Annotated in this window: 16 protein-coding genes; 5 read left to right on the forward strand and 11 right to left on the reverse strand. The window is 71.2% G+C overall.

The window, feature by feature from the left end:
• Positions 1 to 56 precede the first annotated feature (56 nt).
• Positions 57 to 713: a zf-HC2 domain-containing protein gene (locus RBJ65_RS30870; protein WP_306319902.1), complete on the forward strand. Its 657-nt coding sequence runs from the start codon at positions 57 to 59 to the stop codon at positions 711 to 713.
• 4 nt (positions 714 to 717) lie between these two features.
• Here RBJ65_RS30870 and RBJ65_RS30875 read toward each other — a convergent pair whose 3' ends face one another.
• On the reverse strand, positions 718 to 1,581 hold the full coding sequence (locus RBJ65_RS30875; RefSeq protein ID WP_306319903.1) for an Fpg/Nei family DNA glycosylase: 864 nt from the start codon (positions 1,579 to 1,581) through the stop codon (positions 718 to 720).
• A 91-nt stretch (positions 1,582 to 1,672) separates the two neighbouring features.
• The gene (locus tag RBJ65_RS30880) at positions 1,673 to 3,775 is read right to left on the reverse strand and encodes a SpoIIE family protein phosphatase (protein WP_306319904.1); all 2,103 of its coding nucleotides are present in this window, start codon (positions 3,773 to 3,775) and stop codon (positions 1,673 to 1,675) included.
• Between the two features lie 88 nt (positions 3,776 to 3,863).
• Between RBJ65_RS30880 and RBJ65_RS30885 the strand changes: the two genes are divergently transcribed.
• Positions 3,864 to 5,273, forward strand: a complete 1,410-nt coding sequence (locus RBJ65_RS30885; protein ID WP_306319905.1) for a lipase maturation factor family protein — start codon at positions 3,864 to 3,866, stop codon at positions 5,271 to 5,273.
• On the opposite strand, the gene RBJ65_RS30890 is transcribed toward RBJ65_RS30885, so the two are convergent.
• The 8 genes from RBJ65_RS30890 to RBJ65_RS30925 are packed head-to-tail and all read right to left on the reverse strand — an operon-like array spanning position 5,234 to position 13,317.
• Complete coding sequence (locus tag RBJ65_RS30890; RefSeq protein WP_306319906.1) at positions 5,234 to 6,094, reverse strand: amidohydrolase; 861 nt, start codon at positions 6,092 to 6,094, stop codon at positions 5,234 to 5,236. The genes RBJ65_RS30885 and RBJ65_RS30890 overlap by 40 nt on opposite strands.
• Positions 6,091 to 6,405 carry an L-rhamnose mutarotase gene (locus tag RBJ65_RS30895; protein ID WP_306319907.1) on the reverse strand — a complete coding sequence of 105 codons (315 nt, stop codon included), beginning with the start codon at positions 6,403 to 6,405 and terminating at the stop codon, positions 6,091 to 6,093. The genes RBJ65_RS30890 and RBJ65_RS30895 overlap by 4 nt, the downstream gene beginning before the upstream one ends.
• Positions 6,402 to 7,451 carry an aldo/keto reductase gene (locus RBJ65_RS30900; protein ID WP_306319908.1) on the reverse strand — a complete coding sequence of 350 codons (1,050 nt, stop codon included), beginning with the start codon at positions 7,449 to 7,451 and terminating at the stop codon, positions 6,402 to 6,404. The genes RBJ65_RS30895 and RBJ65_RS30900 overlap by 4 nt, the downstream gene beginning before the upstream one ends.
• Positions 7,452 to 7,456: 5 nt before the next feature.
• Positions 7,457 to 8,227 (reverse strand): SDR family NAD(P)-dependent oxidoreductase, encoded by a 771-nt coding sequence (locus RBJ65_RS30905; protein ID WP_306319909.1) that lies wholly within the window; start codon positions 8,225 to 8,227, stop codon positions 7,457 to 7,459.
• Entirely contained in the window at positions 8,224 to 9,585 is a 1,362-nt protein-coding gene (locus tag RBJ65_RS30910; RefSeq protein ID WP_306319910.1) for an L-fuconate dehydratase, read from the reverse strand. Before RBJ65_RS30910 ends, RBJ65_RS30905 begins: the two co-directional genes overlap by 4 nt.
• 33 nt (positions 9,586 to 9,618) lie before the next feature.
• Positions 9,619 to 10,656 (reverse strand): ABC transporter permease, encoded by a 1,038-nt coding sequence (locus tag RBJ65_RS30915; RefSeq protein WP_372341309.1) that lies wholly within the window; start codon positions 10,654 to 10,656, stop codon positions 9,619 to 9,621.
• A 31-nt stretch (positions 10,657 to 10,687) separates the two neighbouring features.
• Positions 10,688 to 12,226: a sugar ABC transporter ATP-binding protein gene (locus RBJ65_RS30920; protein ID WP_306319912.1), complete on the reverse strand. Its 1,539-nt coding sequence runs from the start codon at positions 12,224 to 12,226 to the stop codon at positions 10,688 to 10,690.
• A complete protein-coding gene (locus tag RBJ65_RS30925; RefSeq protein ID WP_306319913.1) occupies positions 12,223 to 13,317 on the reverse strand; it encodes a sugar ABC transporter substrate-binding protein in 1,095 nt (364 codons plus the stop codon). Before RBJ65_RS30925 ends, RBJ65_RS30920 begins: the two co-directional genes overlap by 4 nt.
• Before the next feature lie 182 nt (positions 13,318 to 13,499).
• Between RBJ65_RS30925 and RBJ65_RS30930 the strand changes: the two genes are divergently transcribed.
• Positions 13,500 to 14,213 (forward strand): FadR/GntR family transcriptional regulator, encoded by a 714-nt coding sequence (locus RBJ65_RS30930; RefSeq protein WP_306319914.1) that lies wholly within the window; start codon positions 13,500 to 13,502, stop codon positions 14,211 to 14,213.
• Between the two features lie 51 nt (positions 14,214 to 14,264).
• Here the strand turns inward: RBJ65_RS30930 and RBJ65_RS30935 are convergent, their stop codons facing one another.
• On the reverse strand, positions 14,265 to 15,122 hold the full coding sequence (locus tag RBJ65_RS30935; protein ID WP_306319915.1) for a helix-turn-helix domain-containing protein: 858 nt from the start codon (positions 15,120 to 15,122) through the stop codon (positions 14,265 to 14,267).
• Between the two features lie 168 nt (positions 15,123 to 15,290).
• Between RBJ65_RS30935 and RBJ65_RS30940 the strand changes: the two genes are divergently transcribed.
• Both RBJ65_RS30940 and RBJ65_RS30945 read left to right on the forward strand, forming a co-directional pair.
• Positions 15,291 to 16,184, forward strand: a complete 894-nt coding sequence (locus tag RBJ65_RS30940) for an alpha/beta hydrolase (protein WP_306319916.1) — start codon at positions 15,291 to 15,293, stop codon at positions 16,182 to 16,184.
• A gap of 95 nt (positions 16,185 to 16,279) precedes the next feature.
• Positions 16,280 to 17,221 carry a GNAT family N-acetyltransferase gene (locus RBJ65_RS30945; protein WP_306319917.1) on the forward strand — a complete coding sequence of 314 codons (942 nt, stop codon included), beginning with the start codon at positions 16,280 to 16,282 and terminating at the stop codon, positions 17,219 to 17,221.
• The last annotated feature ends 141 nt before the right edge of the window (positions 17,222 to 17,362 follow it).

Raw genomic sequence — 17,362 nt, forward strand, 5'->3', positions numbered from 1 at the left:
CGCTTGAATGAATCAGCCGCCTCCCGCGTACCGGTGGGCGACAGTGGGAGGACGGCATGTGGTCCCAGACACGGCATCGCGACGTAGGCGCCTACGCGCTGGGGGTTCTCGACCCCGCGGAACGCTTCCGCTTCGAGGACCACCTGCCCGAGTGCGGTACATGTGCGGCCCTGGTCGGTGAACTGGCGCCCACGACGGGTGCGTTGGCGCTGTACGCGCGAGCGACGCCGCCGTGCGTCGACGCGTGCGCGCGCCCGGCCACCGCCTTCCTCGACCGCGCCGTGGACCGGCTCGGCACGCTGCACCGCCGTACGCGTCGTCGGCTGTGGGGTGCGGCCGTAACGGCGGTGTTCGTGCTCGGGGCGGCCGGGCAGGGGGTTGCCGTGCTCACCGTGGGCGGCGTCGGTTCCGGGCACGCCGCGACCCTGCGCGGGCACGACGCACGGACGGGGGTCGCCGCGAGCGTCACCGCGGACGACCGGGACTGGGGCACCCAAGTGGGCCTCGTCGTCCGGGACTCGGGCGGGCCCCGGGTGTGCGAGCTGGTCGCGGTGGGGCGGGACGGTTCGGAGCAGACCGTGGCGACGTGGGCGGTACGCGGGGACTCCGTGAAGCTGGACGGCGGGGCGGCGGCGCGGACCGGGGAGCTGGCGCGGTTCGAGGTGCGGGCCGCGGATCGCGAGGAGCCGCTGTTGGCGCTCCCGATGCGCTGACCGGCTATTTGAGCAGGCGTGACAGGCGCCGGTCGGCGAGGGGTTTGCCGCCCGTCTGACAGGTCGGGCAGTACTGGAGCGAGCTGTCGCTGAAGCTGACCTCGCGGATCGTGTCCCCGCACACCGGGCACGCCTCGCCGGTCCGCCCGTGGACGCGCAGGCCGCTCTTCTTCTCCGACTTGAGCTTCCCGGCAGCCACTCCGCGCGAGCGTTCCACGGCCTCCGTCAGGGTCGTCCGCAGTGCCTCGTACAGGGTGTGCACGTCGTCGGCGGTCAGGCCGGAGGTGGGTTTGAAGGGGGACATGCGGGCGGCGTGCAGGATCTCGTCGCTGTAGGCGTTGCCGATGCCGGCGATGAGGGACTGGTCGCGCAGGGCGCCCTTGATCTGGCGGCGCTCCCCCTTCAGGAGTTTCACGAACGCCGCCTCGTCGAAGGTGTCGGCGAGCGGGTCCGGGCCGAGGCGGGAGATGCCGGGGACGTCGGCCGGGTCCCGCACGACGTACACCGCGAGCTTCTTCGTCGTGCCGGCCTCGGTGAGGTCGAAGCCCTCGCCGGTCTCCAGGGCGACGCGCAGGGCCAGGGGTCCCTTTCCGGGTTTCGGCGGGCCGTCGGGGAGGCGGTCCTTCCATTGCAGCCAGCCGGCGCGTGCGAGGTGGGTGATCAGGTGAAGGTCGTCTCCCACCGTCACGTCCAGGAATTTGCCGTGGCGGGCCACCGCCGTGACCGTGCCGCCCTCCAGGGCCGTGAGGGGCGGGTCGTACGTCTTCAGGACGCTCACCGCGACCGGCAGGACGCGCACGATGTCGTGTCCCACCAGGTGTTCGGTGAGGAAGTCCCGGAGTGCTTCGACCTCGGGGAGCTCGGGCATGCGATCAAGCCTCTCACTCGCGTCTCTCACGTGCGTCTCTCACGTGCGTCTCTCACGTGCGTCTCTCACGTACGCATCTCACGTACGCATCTCACACGCGTGCGGGCACCACGAATTCGCACCACACGCACTTGCCGCCGCCGCGCGCCTCCACGCCCCAGCGGTCGGCGAGCTGGTCGACGAGGAGCAGGCCGCGCCCCGAGACGCCGTCCTCGCCCGCCTCGCGGCGGCGCGGCAGGGCGCTGGAGGTGTCCTCCACGTCGACCCGGAGTCTCCGGTCGGGTCCGGTGAGGACGCGGAGCGTGACGATGGCGGGGCCTTCGGTGTGCATGAGGGCGTTGGTGATCATTTCGTCGGCGACGAGTTCGATCTCGTCGGCGCGCTCCTTCGCTCCCCAGACGCGGACTGCGTGCCGGATCATGTGCCGGGCGGAGCGCAGCGCCTCGGGGTCGCCGGGCGGCACGTGTTCGGTGAGCCGGCCGCCGCTCTGCACGGCGCCCGCGCCGCGGCGGCGCAGCAGCAGGAGTGCCACGTCGTCCTCGGCGTCGCGTTCCTCGCAGGACGCGACGAGCCGGTCCGCGAGCCGGTCGAGGTCGTCGGGTCCGGTGCCGATGAGCGTGCTGAGGGTCTGGAGGCCGTCGTCGAGGTCGGCGCCGGGCTGCTCGACGAGGCCGTCGGTGCACAGCAACAGGGTCTGTCCGGGGTCGAGTTCGGCGGTGGTCACCGGGTAGGCGAGGCGCCCGAACTCGGCGGACAGGCCGAGCGGCAGTCCGCCGTGCACGGGCAGCCTGCGGCAGGTGCCGTCGGGGAGGCGGAGCAGCGGGTCGAGGTGTCCGGCGCGGACGAGCTGGACGACGCCGGTGGACAGGTCGACCTCCGCGTACAGGCAGGTCGCGAAGCGGTCGGTGTCGAGTTCGTGCAGGAAGGTGGAGGCGCGGGCCATGACGGTGGCGGGGTTGTGGCCCTCGGCGGCGTAGGCGCGCAGCACGATGCGGAGCTGTCCCATGACGGCGGCGGCGTGCGTGTCGTGCCCTTGTACGTCGCCGATGACCGCGCCGACCCGGCCGCCGGGCAGCGCTATCACGTCGTACCAGTCGCCGCCGATGTCCCGGCCGAGGGAGGCGGCGCGGTAGCGGACGGCGATGTCGGCGCCCGGCACGTCGGGGATGATGCGCGGCAGCATGGCCTGCTGGAGTCCCTGGGCGAGGTCCTTCTCCTCCTCGTAGAACATGGCGCGCTGGAGGCTCTGCGCGATGCTGCTGCCGAGCGCGACGAGGACGTTGCGCTCGGACTCGGTGAAGCCCTCGCGGTCGTGGTAGAGCAGGCCGACGGCGCCGATGGGCCTGGCCTGTGCGATGAGGGGGAGGTAGGCGGCGGAGCTGATGCCGAGGTGGGTGATCTCCGGCCACAGCGCGGGGTAGGACTCGGCGAAGTCCTCTGCGGACTCGATGAAGCGGGGCTTGAGGGTGCGGACGACCTCGCTCATCGGGTACGGGGCGTCCGGTCCTGTGACGCCGGTGCCGGGCACGAAGCTGCCCTTCGGGCCTTCGGCGACGAGATGGATGCGCCCGGCCCTGACCAGGCCCATCACAAAGCTGGCGGCGCCGAGGTGCTCGATGCCGTGGGTGTCGCGGAGCACGTCGATGACCTCTTCGACGGTGCGGGCGTGCGCGAGCGCGGCGGTGGTGTGCTGGACGACGCTGGTCTCGCGTCTGCGGGCGGCCTCGCGGGCCTCGCGTTCGTGCTGGACGGTGGCGTCGTTCAGCTCGTCGGTGGCGTCGCGCACGATGCCGACGATGCGGCGCGGGCGGCCCTGCTCGTCGCGCCGGATGTAGCCGCGGGTGTGGGTCCAGCGCATCTCGCCCGTGCGGGTGCGGATGCGGAAGTACGTCCCGTAGGTCTCGTCGCCGCTCTTGAGGGCGCGGGAGACGAGGGCGTCGAGGCGGCCGCCCTCGTCGGGCGGTACGCGGGTGCCGAGGGTCTGGGGCCGGTCGTCGTAGTCCTCCGGCAGGATGTCGAAGACGTCGTGGGCCTGGGCGTCCATGGCCATGAGGCCGGTGTCGAGGTCCCAGTCGAAGCTGCCCATGCGCAGGCCGCGCCCGTACGCCTCCAGAAACCCGCGCGGCTCGTCCTCCGGGCTCTCCCCGCCTGGGGCGCTCCCGGGCTCCTCGCCGCCCCCGTCACCCACGCCCATGGGCCCCACGCTAGGCCGAGCCCCCAGCGCCCGCACGTCGTGACCGTGCGTCGTGACCTCGCCGCGGATCGGGGCACACACTGGAGGCATGGACTGGTTCGGCGCTTCGGACTACTGGCCGGCCCGCCTGGTCTTCCAGCGGGGCCTCGCGGCGCTCTACCTCCTCGCGTTCGTGGGGGCCGCGCTCCAGTTCCGGGCGCTGCTCGGGGAGCGCGGGCTGACGCCGGTCCCCCGGTTCGTGGCGGCCGTGCCGTGGAAGCTGGCGCCGTCGCTGTTCCGGCTGCACTACTCGGACCGGTTCTTCGCCGGGTGCGCGTGGGGTGGTGCGGTGGTGGCGGCGGGGCTGCTCGCCGGGGTGGACGGGCTGCTGCCGCTGTGGGCGGCGATGCTGCTGTGGCTGGTGCCGTGGGCGCTGTATCTGTCGATCGTGACGGTCGGACAGACGTGGTACGGCTTTGGTTGGGAGTCGTTGCTCCTGGAGGTCGGCTTCCTGGCGGTGTTCCTGGGGAACGACGAGGTGGCGCCGCCGGTCCTCGTTCTCTTCCTGCTGCGGTGGGTGCTGTTCCGCCTTGAGTTCGGGGCCGGGCTGATCAAGATGCGGGGCGACGCGTGCTGGCGGAAGCTGACGTGCCTCTACTACCACCACGAGACGCAGCCGATGCCGAACCCGCTGAGCTGGTTCTTCCATCATCTGCCGCGTCCGCTGCACCGCGTGGAGGTCGCCGCGAGCCACTTCACGCAGCTGGTGGTCCCCTTCCTGCTGTTCGCTCCGCAGCCGGTCGCCACATGGGCGGCGGCCCTGGTGGTCGTCACGCAGCTGTGGCTGGTCGCCTCGGGGAACTTCGCGTGGCTGAACTGGCTGACGATCCTCCTGGCGGCGTCCGCCCTCGACCTGTCCTCCCTGCACTCCTCGCCCGCGCTGCCCGCCGCTCCCCTCTGGTACGAGATCGTGGTCTTCGCCGTCACGGCGCTGGTGGTGGCGCTGAGCCGGCACCCGGTGCGCAATCTGCTCTCGCGCCGCCAGTCCATGAACCGCTCGTACGATCCCCTGCACCTGGTGAACACGTACGGGGCGTTCGGCTCGGTCGGCCGGGTCCGGCAGGAGATCGTGATCGAGGGGACGACGGAGGAGGTGCCGCGCCCCGAATCGGACTGGCGGGCCTACGAGTTCAAGGGCAAGCCCGGCGACCCGCGCCGCCTTCCGCGCCAGTTCGCGCCGTACCATCTGCGGCTCGACTGGATGCTGTGGTTCGCCGCGCTGTCGCCCGCGTACGCCAGGTCCTGGTTCGAGGGGCTCGTCGAGCGGCTGCTCGAAGGTGACCGGGACACGCTGCGGCTGCTGCGGCGCTCCCCGTTCCCGCCGGACGCGCCGCCCGTGCACATTAGGGCGCTGGTGTACCGCTACCGGTTCACGTCGTGGCGGGAGCTGCGGGAGACGGGGGCGTGGTGGGAGCGGACCTACGTACGGGAGTTCCTGCCGCCGACGCGGCTGAGGTAGACGCGGCGGGCGGTGCCGTCGAAGACATCGGGGTCGTTGCCGCCCACCAACTCGCGTGCGGTGTCGACGACTTGGGCGTACGTGGCCGCGAGCGTGCACACCGGCCAGTCCGAGCCGAACATCACGCGGTCGGGGCCGAAGGCGTCGAGGGCGGTGTCCGCGTACGGCCGGAGGTCGTCGAGGGTCCAGTGCGCCCAGTCGGCCTCGGTGACCAGGCCGGAGAGTTTGCAGTACGTGTTGGGGAGCGCGGCGAGCGCCCGGATGCGCGTACGCCAGGGTTCGAGTTCGTGCGCCGCGATCGGCGGCTTGCCCAAGTGGTCGAGGACGAAGGCGAGTTCGGGGTGTTCGGCGGCGGCCTTGGCGCAGGCGGGCAGCTGGTGCGGCAGGACGACGAGGTCGTATACGAGCCCGGAGTCGGCGAGGGCCGCGAGTCCGCGCCGTACGTCGGGCCGCAGCAGCCACTCGGGGTCCGGCTCGCCCTGCACCTGGTGCCGGATGCCCACCAGGTGCCGTCCGCCCGGCAGTTCGCGGAGCCGGTCGAGGGTGTCGCGGACGTCGGGCCGGGTGAGGTCGGTCCAGCCGACGACGCCCGCGACGAGGTCGCCGCGCTCGGCGAGGGCGAGGAACTCGGGTGTCTCCTCGGCGACGGTCACCGTCTGCACGAGGACGGTGGCGTCGACGCCCGCCGCGCGCAGCTCGGGCGTCAGCTCGTCGAGAGTGAACGCGCGGCGGATCGGGGCGAGTTCGGGGCCGGTGATCCAGTCCTGGTCGCGTACGGAGAGATCCCAGACGTGGTGGTGCGCGTCGACGACTCCGGTCATGGCAGTTCCCATACGACGGGCAGTCCGGCGTCGGCGCCTTCGGCGGAGTAGTCGTGGACGACGTCGAGGAGTTCGCCCATGCGGGCCTGCCAGGCGATATTGACCGGGAGCTTGTCGAGTTCGGCGAGCATGCGGGCGTAGTCCTCGCAGTCGATGACGTGGAAGAGGTCGGTTCCGCTGCGCCAGATCGTCCACTGACGAGCGCCCGCCGCCCGGATCGCGGCGACCAGCTCCCGAGGCACCTCGCGGTGCGCGTCCTCGTACTCGGCCACGCGGTCGGCGCGGACCTTGGTGTGCAGGGCGACTCTCACGTGTACGGCTCCTGTTCTGACGGTGTGTCCGACCGCGGTACGGGTACGTGGGCGGGCAGGAGGTGGCGGGCGCGGGCCTCGTGCCAGAAGCCGTCCGGCACCTTCGCCGCCGACTGCTGTACGGCGTCGGTGACTTCGGCCGCCGAGCGGGTGCCGACGAGGACGCTGGTGACGCCGGGGTGTCCGAACGGGAAGGCGAGCGCGGCGGCGCGCAGCGTGGTGCCGTGGCGTTCGGCGAGGTCCTTGAACTTCCGGGCGCGGGACAGGACTTCGGGCGAGGCGAGGGAGTAGTCGAAGGTGCCGCCCTGCTTGGGGTCGGCGAGCAGTCCCGAGTTGAAGACACCTCCGAGGACGACGGACACACCACGCTCGACGGCGGCGGGCAGCAGCAGCTTCAGGGCCCGCTGGTCGAGGAGGGTGTAGCGGCCCGCGCACAGCACCACGTCGACGTCGGTGTCGCGGACGAAGCGGGTGAGCATCGCGGACTGGTTCATGCCCGCGCCGATGGCGCCCACGAGTCCTTCGCCGCGCAGCCGCTCCAGTTCCGGGTACGCCTCTCCGAACGCCTCCTTCGCGTGGTGGTCGGGGTCGTGGATGTAGGCGACGTCGATGCGGTCGACGCCGAGGCGGCCGAGGCTGTCCTCGATGGAGCGGCGCACCCCGGACGCGCTGAAGTCCCAGACGCGGCGCGTGGTGGCGGGCACGGCGAAGCCGTTGGCACTGTCGTCTCCCCCGCCGTCACCCCCGCTCCCGCTCCCGCTCCCGCTCCCGCCGTCGTACGGTTCCAGGAGCCTTCCGACCTTCGTGGACAGGGTGTACGAGCCGGTGGGCCGGGTGCGCAGGTACTCGCCGACGCGGCGTTCGGACAGGCCGAGGCCGTAGTGCGGCGCGGTGTCGAAGTAGCGCAGGCCCGCGTCCCAGGCGGTGTCCAGGGCGACGTATGCCTCGTCGTCGCGGACGGGTGTGTAGAGGTTGCCGATGCCGGCGGCGCCGAAGCCGAGCGTCGTGACCCGGACGTCGGTGCGGCCGAGTGTCCTGGTGCGCATGCCGGTCACTGTCCGGCGGGGCGCAGCCGGAGGCCCTGCATGCCGCCGTCGACTGCGAGGGAGGTGCCGGTGGTGGCTCCGGAGAGCGGGCTCGCCAAGTGGGCGATGGCGCCCGCGACTTCGTCGGCGGAGACGAGGCGTCCGGTGGGCTGGCGGGCTTCGAGGGCGGCGCGTTCGGCGGCCGGGTCGTCGGCCCTGTCGAGGAGTCGGCCGACCCATGGTGTGTCGGCGGTGCCGGGGTTGACGCAGTTGACGCGGATGCCCTCGCGTATGTGGTCGGCGGCCATGGCGAGGGTGAGGGAGTACACGGCGCCCTTGGACGCGGCGTACAGGGCGCGCTGCGGGAGGCCCGCCGTGGCGGCTATGGAGCAGGTGTTGACGACGGCGGCGTGCCCGGAGTCCCGGAGCGCGGGGAGGGCGGCGCGCGCGACCCGCACCATGCCGATGACATTGACGTCGAGCACCCGGTGCCATTCGGCGTCGTCGTTGTCGGCGACGGTGCCCTGGGCACCGATGCCGGCGTTGTTGACGAGGACGTCGAGGCCCCCGAGGTCGCCGATGGCGGCGCCCACGACGGCCCGGACGGCGGCGTCGTCGGTGACATCGGCGGCGTATCCGCGCAGCGGCTTCTCCACGGTGGTGATGTCACGGTCGAGGACGGCGACGTCGGCGCCGCGCGCGTGGAGCAGTTCGGCGGTGGCGCGGCCGATGCCGGAGGCGCCGCCGGTGACGAGGGCCTTGAGCCCGGCGAAGTCCTGAACGCTGTTCCCGGTCATGCGATCGCTCCGTTCGGGTCGGTGTCCGCTCGGGGTGCCGTGGCGAGGTCCTTCGCCCAGAACTCCCCGTCGGGGTAGGTGAATTCGGCGATGGAATCCGGCCGCATGGTGGCGGAGAATCCGGGGGCCGTCGGCGCGGCGTAGTGGCCGTGGCGGACGACGGCCGGGTCGGCGAAGTGTTCGTGGAGATGGTCGACGTACTCGATGACACGGTCCTCGGTGGTCCCGGACAGCGCGACGTAGTCGAACATCGACAGGTGCTGGACGAGTTCGCACAGGCCGACGCCGCCCGCGTGCGGGCACACGGGGACGCCGAACTGCGCGGCGAGCAGCAGGATCGCCAGGTTCTCGTTGACGCCGCCGACGCGGGCGGCGTCGATCTGCAGGATGTCGATGGCGCCGGCCTGGAGGAGCTGCTTGAACACGACGCGGTTCTGTACGTGTTCGCCGGTGGCGACCTTCACCGGGGCGACGCGCTCGCGGATGGCGGCGTGGCCGAGGATGTCGTCGGGGCTGGTGGGTTCCTCCACCCAGTACGGGTCGAACTCGGCGAGGGCGTTGGTCCATTGGGCGGCTTCGGTCACGCCCCAGCGCTGGTTGGCGTCGATGGCGACGCGGATGCCGGGTCCGACGACCTGGCGGGCGGTGCGGCAGCGCCGGATGTCGTCGTCGAGGTCGGCGCCGACCTTCAGCTTGATCTGCGTGAAGCCGTCGGCGACGGCCTGCCGGGCGAGGCGGGTGAGCTTCTCGTCGCTGTAGCCGAGCCAGCCGGGCGATGTGGTGTAGCCGGGGTAGCCGCGGTCGAGGAGACGGGCGGTGCGCTCGGCGCCGCCGTCACGCCCCATCTGGAGGAGTTCCAGGGCCCGTTCGGGACTGAGCGCGTCGTCGATGTACCGGAAGTCGACCTGCCGGACCAGCCACTCGGGCTCCGCCTCCGCGAGCAGCCGCCACAGGGGTTTGCCCGCGCGTTTGGCGGCGAGGTCCCAGGCGGCGTTGACGACGGCGCCGATGGCCATGTGCATCACGCCCTTCTCGGGCCCCAGCCAGCGGAGTTGACTGTCGCCGACGAGGTCGCGGTTGAGGCTGCCGGGGTCGGCGCACAGCGTGTCGATGGGGCGGCCGACGACGTGGTGGCGCAGCGCGCGGATCGCGGCGACCTGCACGTCGTTGCCGCGCCCGATGGTGAACGTGAAGCCGTGCCCTTCGTGTCCGTCGGGGTCGTCGGTGCGCAGCACGACATACGCGGCGGAATAGTCGGGGTCGGGGTTCATGGCGTCGGAGCCGTCGAGCTGCCGGGAGGTCGGGAACCGGATGTCGTAGGTGTCGACGGCGGTGACACGGGCCGGAGTTGAGGACAACGGGGTGCCTTTCGGGCGGGGGCGACGGGAGGGTCAGTCCTGGGCGCGGCCTGTGGTGACGCGGGCGACCATGAGGGCGAGCAGGATGATTCCGCCGTAGATGGCCTGGATCCAGAACGACGGCACCTGGGCGAGCGTCAGCATGTTCTGTACGACGCCGAGCAGCAGTACGCCGGTCAGCGCGCCGAACATGGTGCCCTTGCCGCCGTCCAGGCTGATGCCTCCGATGACGGCGGCGGCGAACACGGTGAAGATCATGTTGTTGCCCTGGTTGGCACTGATGGCCCCCACGTAGCCGGTCTGCATGATGCCTCCGACGGAGGCGAGCACCCCGGCGATCACGAACACGCCGAGCATGACGCGCTCGACACGGATGCCCGCGGCGCGCGCGGCCTCCGCGTTGCCGCCGATCGCGTACAGGGCCCGTCCTACGCGGTGGTACTTCAGGAACAGCCCGGCGACGCCGAACGCGATCGCCGCGAACCACACCGACATCGGGATCCGCAGGAACGTGGAGGTGGCGAGCGCGAAGAACGCGTCGGGCATCCCGAACAGCGTCTTGCCCTTGGTGGCTCCGACGAGCAGTCCGCGCAGCACGATCAGCATCGCGAGCGTCACGATGAACGCGTTGAGCTTCAGCTTGACGACGAGCACGCCGTTGAACGCGCCGATGCACGCACCCGCGACGAGCACCGCCAACAGGCCGACGGCGACCGGGAATTCGGTGCCGAAGCCGGACTGGGCGACGGGGAGGACGAGCAGCGCCCCGAAGGCGGGCGCGATGCCGACGACCGATTCGAGGGAGAGGTCGAACTTGCCGCTGATGAGGACGAGTGACTCGGCGAGGACCACCATCGCGAGGGCGGCGGATGAGCCGAGGATGGAGATGATGTTCCGCTCGGCGAGGAAGGAGTCGTTGAGGACGGCGCCGAGGACGAGGAGGAGCAACAGGGCGGGTACGAGGGCGAGTTCGCGGGCGCGGCGTAGGAGGACGTTGTGTGCGCTCCCGTGCTCTTTCGGTCGCCCTGCCGGTGACGTCTCGGGGCTCTGCCCCGGACCCCGCTGCTCAATCGCCGCAGGGGCTTGATTGGCCGGGGCTTGGTCAGCTCGCGTCACTTGCGACCCCCTCGATGGATGCGATCAATTCGTGGTCGGCCCACCCGGCCGTATGCTCCGCGACCACCCGTCCGTGAAAGAGCACGAGGACCCGGTCGCAGCGCCGCAGGTCGTCGAGCTCGTCCGACACGACGAGGACGGCCGTGCCGTCGTCGCGGGCGCTGTCGACGCGGCGCAGCAGCGACTCCTTGGACTTCACGTCGACCCCGGCGGTCGGGTTGATGAGGACGAGCAGGTGCGGGTCGGAGGCGAGGGCGCGGGCCATGACCACCTTCTGGGCGTTGCCGCCGGACAGGTCGGAGACGGGCTGGTCGGGCCCCTCTGCGTGGATGTCGAGGCGCTCGATCAGGTCACGGGCGAACTCCCGTCGGCGGTCCGTCCCGATGAACCCGTGCCGACCGAGCCGCCCGAGCACCGACAGCGTGGAGTTGTCCCCGATAGTCATCCCGGTGACGAGCCCCTGGTCGTGCCGGTCGCGCGGCACACATCCGACCCCGGCGGCAAGCGCGGCCGACACATCACCGAAGGGCAGCGGCCTGCCGTCGAGCCGGGCCGTACCGGAGGTGGGTGTGTGCAGCCCGGCCAGGGACTCCGCGAGCGCGATCTTGCCGCTGCCGCTGGATCCGGCGAGCCCGACGACCTCGCCGCGCCGCACGGTCAGATCCACGTGCTCGTACGTGTCCGAGGTGAGGCCCGCGACGTCGAGGACGACGGGTTCGACGTCCTCGGTGGCGGCCTGCTCGACGACCGCCTCCGCGGCCGCCGCCGCCTGTTCGGCGACGGTCTCCCCCGCCATGGCCTCGACGAGCGCGGGCCGCGGGAGTTCGGCGACCGGGGCCGTGGTGATCCAGCGGGCGTCGCGCAGCACGGTGACCGTCTTGCACACCTCGTACACCTCCTGGAGGTGGTGCGAGATGAACAGGAAGGTGACGCCCGAGTCCTGGAGGGCGCGCATGCGGGCGAAGAGGCGCTCGATCTCCCGGTTGTCGAGCTGCGCGGTCGGCTCGTCGAGCACGATGAACCGGGCGCCGCCGCTCAACGCCCGCGCGATCTCGACCATTTGGCGGTCCTCGACCTTGAGGTCGGCGGTCCTGGCGCCGGGGTCGACACGTACGTCCCAGGTGTCGAGCAGCTCCCGGGCCTCGGCGGCGAGCCTCTTCCAGCTGAAGAAGCCGCGGCGGGCGCCCGGCTGCCGGTTCAGGAAGAGGTTCTCGGCGACGGTCAAGTCCGGTACGACCGTGGGTTTTTGGTAGACGCAGGCGACCTTGGCGCGCCACGCCTCCCGGTCGCCGAGCGGCGGCGCGGGTTCCCCGTCGAACGTGAGGGTGCCCGCGTCCGCGGCCTGTAGCCCGGTGAGGACCTGGACGAGGGTGGACTTGCCGGCGCCGTTGCGGCCGACGAGCGCGTGGGACTCGCCGGAGTGCACGGTGAGCCGGCCGTCGGCGAGGGCGACGGTGGGACCGTAGCGTTTGACGATGCCGCGGGCCTCGACCAGTGGGGTCGACTGCCGGGTGTCCGTGGTCATTTGACCGTGTTTCCCCACAGCTCGGGGTCGTCGACGTTCTTCTTGGTGACCAGCGGGGCGGGCAGCTGGTCCTCCAGGGTGCCGCTGGGCAGCTTCACGATCTTCGAGCCGTGGTCGGTCGGCCCCGGCTCGAACTTCTTGCCCTGCATCGCCGCCTTGACGTAGTACATGCCGTACTTGGCGTACGTGTCGGCGGGCTGCGAGACCGTCGCGTCGATCTGGCCCTTGCGGATGGCGGCGTACTCCTGCGGGATGCCGTCGTTGGACACGATCGTGATGTGTCCGTCGGAGCCCGTCTTCTTCAACAGGCCCTTGGACTTGAGGGTTTGGAGGGTCGGCGCGAGATACACGCCGCCCGCCTGCATATAGATCCCCTTGATGTCGGGGTTGGCGTTGAGGAGGGTGTCGAGCTTGGAGGCGGCGGTGTCGGACTCCCACTTCGCGGGGATCTCCAGGACCTTGAGCTTCGGGTACTCGGCCTTGACGCAGTCCCGGAACGCCTTGGAGCGCTCGCGGCCGTTCACCGACGCCAGGTCGCCCATGATCTGGACGACCTTTCCGGACTTCACGTGGTCGCCGAGGTAGGCGCAGGCCTTCTTGCCGTACGAGACGTTGTTCGCGCGTACGACCATGGCGACCTTCCCCTTGTCGGGTGCCACGTCCACGGCGACGACGGGGACGCCCTTGCGTTCCGCCTGGTCGAGCCCTGCGCCGATGGCGGCGCTGTCGAGCGGCGCCACGACGAGGCCCTGCACGCCCTGGTTGAGCTGGTTGTTGATGTCCGTGATCTGCTGCGACGGGTCGCTGTTGGAGTTGACGGTCTTCAGCGCGTCCACGCCCTCGGACTTCGCCATCTTCGGCACGTAGTCGTTGTACGACTGCCAGAACGGCGAGGTCAGCAGTGGCAGGACGACGCCCACCTTGCCGGTGCCGCCGTCGCCGCCACCGCCTCCGGCACCGGCCGCGGTGTCCTTGGTGCTGCCGCAGGCGGCGAGGGCGAGGGCGGCGCAGCCCATCAGGGCGACCGCGCATACCGGGCGCTTGCGGTGCTTCTTGTTCGGTGTGCCTGTCGTGCCTGTCGTGTCCGTCATCGGACCGCTCCTCGGCTACGGAAGTCATTGGGGGGGACCGCGCCGAGATATTTATCAGACCACTTATGCGCGCCAACACCCGTCGTACCCAAGTTTTCTGGGTATTTACGCCTCGGGAGGGCGTCGGTGGGTCGGACCATTTCGGTAGTGGTCGGACCACTGGGCTGGTTACACTGCGCCGCATGGAGCAGACCGCCCCGCAGAAGGGCACCGTCACGCAGCGGGCCATCGAGCAGCTCAAGGCGATGATCGGCAGCGGTGACCTGCAACCGGGTCAACGGCTGCCCACCGAGCGGGACTTGGCGGCGCAGCTCGGCATCTCGCGCAGTTCGGTGCGGGAGGCGATCCGGGCGCTCACGGTGCTCGGCGTACTGGAGGCGCGGCACGGGTCCGGTATCTACGTCACGCAGTTGGAGGCCGGGGACCTGCTGGAGACGTTCGGGGTGGTCGCCGATCTGTCGCGCGGGCCCCGGCTCGTGGAGCTTCTGGAGGTGCGGCGCATCCTGGAGTCCACGGCGACGGCGCTGGCCGCGGCGCGGATCACCCGGGTGCAACTGGCGGAGGTCGCCGACCACTTGGCGGCCATGGAGGCGACGGACGACCCCGACGAGATCCTCGCCCACGACCTGGCGTTCCATCGGGCGATCGCCGCTGCCGCGGGCAACGACACGATGGCGGCGATCCTGGAGGGGTTGTCCTCGCGGACGTTCCGGGCGCGGGTGTGGCGCGGGTACGAGCAGGAGGGGGCCTTCGAGCGGACACGGCGCGAGCATGCGCGGATTTTGCGGGCGTTGGAGGCGAGGGATCCGGAGGCGGCGAGGGGTGCGGCGGCGGCGCATGTGGGTGAGGTGGAGTCGTGGCTGCGGGGGCAGTTGGGCTCGGTCGACCGTGGTTGACGTCTCGGGACTCTGCCCCGGGCCCCGCTGACTCTCGTCCGACGGCGGGGCTCAGTGGGCGGCGGTTGAATGGGGTGACCAGGACGACAGGATGCGGAGGGCGTCGTGGGAGGGGGTGCCGGGTTCGGCGGTCCAGATGACGAGTTGTTGGTCGGGGTCGGTGGCGCAGGTGAGGGCGTCCCAGTCCAGGGTGAGTTCGCCGGCCACCGGGTGGTGGAGCACTTTGCTGCCGCGGCCGAGCGAGGCCACCCGGTGGTCGCCCCACCAGCGGCGGAAGTCCTCGTCCCGCATCGACAGTTCGCCGATCAGCTGGGCCATCCGCTGGTCCTGCGGATCGCGGCCCGCTTCTTTGCGCAGCATCGCGACACAGGACCGCGCGGTCTTCTCCCACTCCGCGTGCACCGATTTCATCGTCGGGTCGGTGAACAGCAGCCACAGGTAATTGCGGCGTTTTTCGGGAACGGTCGCGAAGTCGACGAGCAGTGCGGCCGCCATCGGGTTCCACGCCAGAATGTCCATACGCCTTCCCAGGACCATGGCCGGTGTCGTGGTGAGTTCGTCGAGGATGCGGCGCAATTGCGGCTGCGCCTTTTGCGCGGCCGGTTTGCGGGGCCGGGCCGCGGTCGTTTTCCCGGCCAGTTCGAAGAGGTAGGCCCGCTCCTCGTCGTCGAGGTGCAGGACCTGCGCGAGGGTGTCGAGTACGGGGCCGGACGCCTGCCTGCGGCCCTGTTCGAGGCGGGTGTAGTAGTCGGTGCTGATGGCGGCGAGCAGCGCCACCTCCTCGCGGCGCAGCCCCTTGACCCGGCGCTTCGCGCCCGGGTCGGGCAGGCCGACGGTCCGGGGGCTCAGCTCGGCCCTGCGGGCCTTCAGGAATGCGCCCAGTTCATTGGGGTGCGTGTCGCCGCTCATACCTGAAGTGTGCCAGGAGTCGGGCATCGCGTGAGGGGGACAGTTCTGTCCCAGGACATCGGTGTCCCAGGCCCGAAAAGGCCCATTGTGCGGGCGCGGGGCGCGTGTGAGTGTCGATGAACACCACGGGAAGAACCAGCACCCCTGTGCTATGGGAAAGAGGGAAGAATGATGAAGGCTGATGTCTCGTTCCTCAGCAGCGGAATGAAATTGGCGGGCCATATCTATACGCCCGCCGCCCGCTCCGACGGTGAGCGCCGCCCCGCCGTCGTGGTCGGCCATCCGACGACGGGCGTCAAGGAGCAGACCGCTTCCCTGTACGCGCGGCGGCTCGCCGACGCCGGTTACATCGCGCTCACCTTCGACGCCGCCCACCAGGGCGAGAGCGAGGGGCTGCCGCGGGCCCTGGAGAATCCGTTCCAACGCGCGGAGGACTTCCGGTCCGCCGTCACGTACCTGTCCACCCGCGAAGACGTCGACCCCGAGCGCATCGGCGTCCTCGGCATCTGCGGTTCCGGCGGCTACGCCCCGTACGCGGCTCAGACCGATCACCGGATGAAGGCCGTCGCCACGGTCAGCGCGGCGGACGTGCCCGCGTTCTTCCGCGCCGCGGACCCGGAAGGCTTCGCGGAACTCGTCGCGCAGGCCGGGAAGGCGCGGACCGAGGAGGCGGCGGGCGGCGAGGTGCGTCTGGTGCCGGTGCTGCCGGATGCCGTGGACGAGTCGACGCCCGCGCCGGTGCGGGAGTTCTTCGACTACTACAAGACGCCGCGGGCCCGGCATGAGCGGTCCATCGGGGCGTATGCGCTGCGCAGCGCCGATCAGTTGGACCAGTACGACTCCTACGCCGAGGTGCGCAAGATCGCGCCGCGTCCGCTGCTGATGATCGCGGGGACGGAGGCGGCGACGCTGCCGTTCAGTCAGGGGGCGGTGGAGCAGGCCGGGCCGACGGCGGAGTTGTTCACGGTGGCGGGGGCGACGCATGTCGACCTCTACGACCGGGAGGCGGCGGTGGCGCCGGCCGTCGCGAAGCTGGTCGAGTTCTTCGGCGCGAACCTTTGAGGTTTCGGGTGGGCGGGGTTGCGGTCCCGGGGCTCTGCCCCGGGCCCCGCTGACTCTCGTCCGACGGCGGGGCTCGATGTGGGTACGGTCGCCCAATGGTCGACTCTCTCGTGCCCGTACTCCCCGCCGGTTACCGTTCCCGCCCCGCGACGCTCGACGACGTCGGCATGATCCACGCGCTCGTCGCCGAGTGTGAGCGGGCGTTGTACGGGCGGGTGCAGGGGGACGTCGGGGGCGTGGCCGCCGTGTTCGCCCGCCCCGGCCTCGTTCCGGAGACGGACACCGTGCTGGTGCACGACCGGAGTGGCCGACTCACCGCCATGGCCTGGGTGGACCGGCGATCCGAGGTCGAGGTGCATCCGGAGCATCGGGGGCGGGGGCTGGGGGCGGCACTCCTGGACTGGGTCGGGGCGCGCGCCGAACAGGCGGGCAGTACGGGGGTCGTACAGACCGTGCCCGACGGTGACGCGGAAGCCGTGGCCCTGTTGCGTTCCCGGGGCTACGCGCCACTCGTCACGGCGTGGCTGCTCGAGTTCCCCATGGCGGAGGAACCGGCCGTGCCCGAGCCGCCGTCCGGCATCACGGTCCGGCCCCTGCGTCCCGGCGACGAGCGCGCCACGCATGCCCTGGTGCAGGACGCTTTCGACGAATGGCAGGAGCGGCGTCAGTCGTACGCGGAGTGGGCCGGGACCGTCGTCGACCGGCCCACCTTCGCGCCCGCCCTGTCCCCACTCGCCTTCCACGACGGACAACTGGTGGGCGCGGCACTGTCGTTGAACCTGCCCGAGCGCGGCGAGGGCTACATCGAGCAGCTCGCGGTGCGGCGCGACCAGCGCGGGTGGGGCATCGCCCGCCTCCTGCTGCGCCACGCCTTCCGCGCCTTCCATCACGCGGGCCACCGTTCGTGCACCCTGTGGACGCACTCGGACACGGGCGCGCTCGATCTGTACCTGCGTGTAGGCATGACGGTCCGGCACAGTTCGACGGTGTTCCGCAAGGGTCTGCGGGGCGCTGACGGAACCGCTGAACGTGGATAGGTTGCGCCGCACGGTGAACGACAGGGGTGGGTTCCGGATGGGCTGCGCGGCCTGACCAAGCGAACGGACAAACCCGCGATCGCCCACCAGGCCGCGCTCCACCTCGCCGGCATCCTTGTCTGGACCCGACGCCGGTCAAAG

Source organism: Streptomyces sp. KL109B, from assembly GCF_030766935.1.
GTDB lineage: Bacteria > Actinomycetota > Actinomycetes > Streptomycetales > Streptomycetaceae > Streptomyces.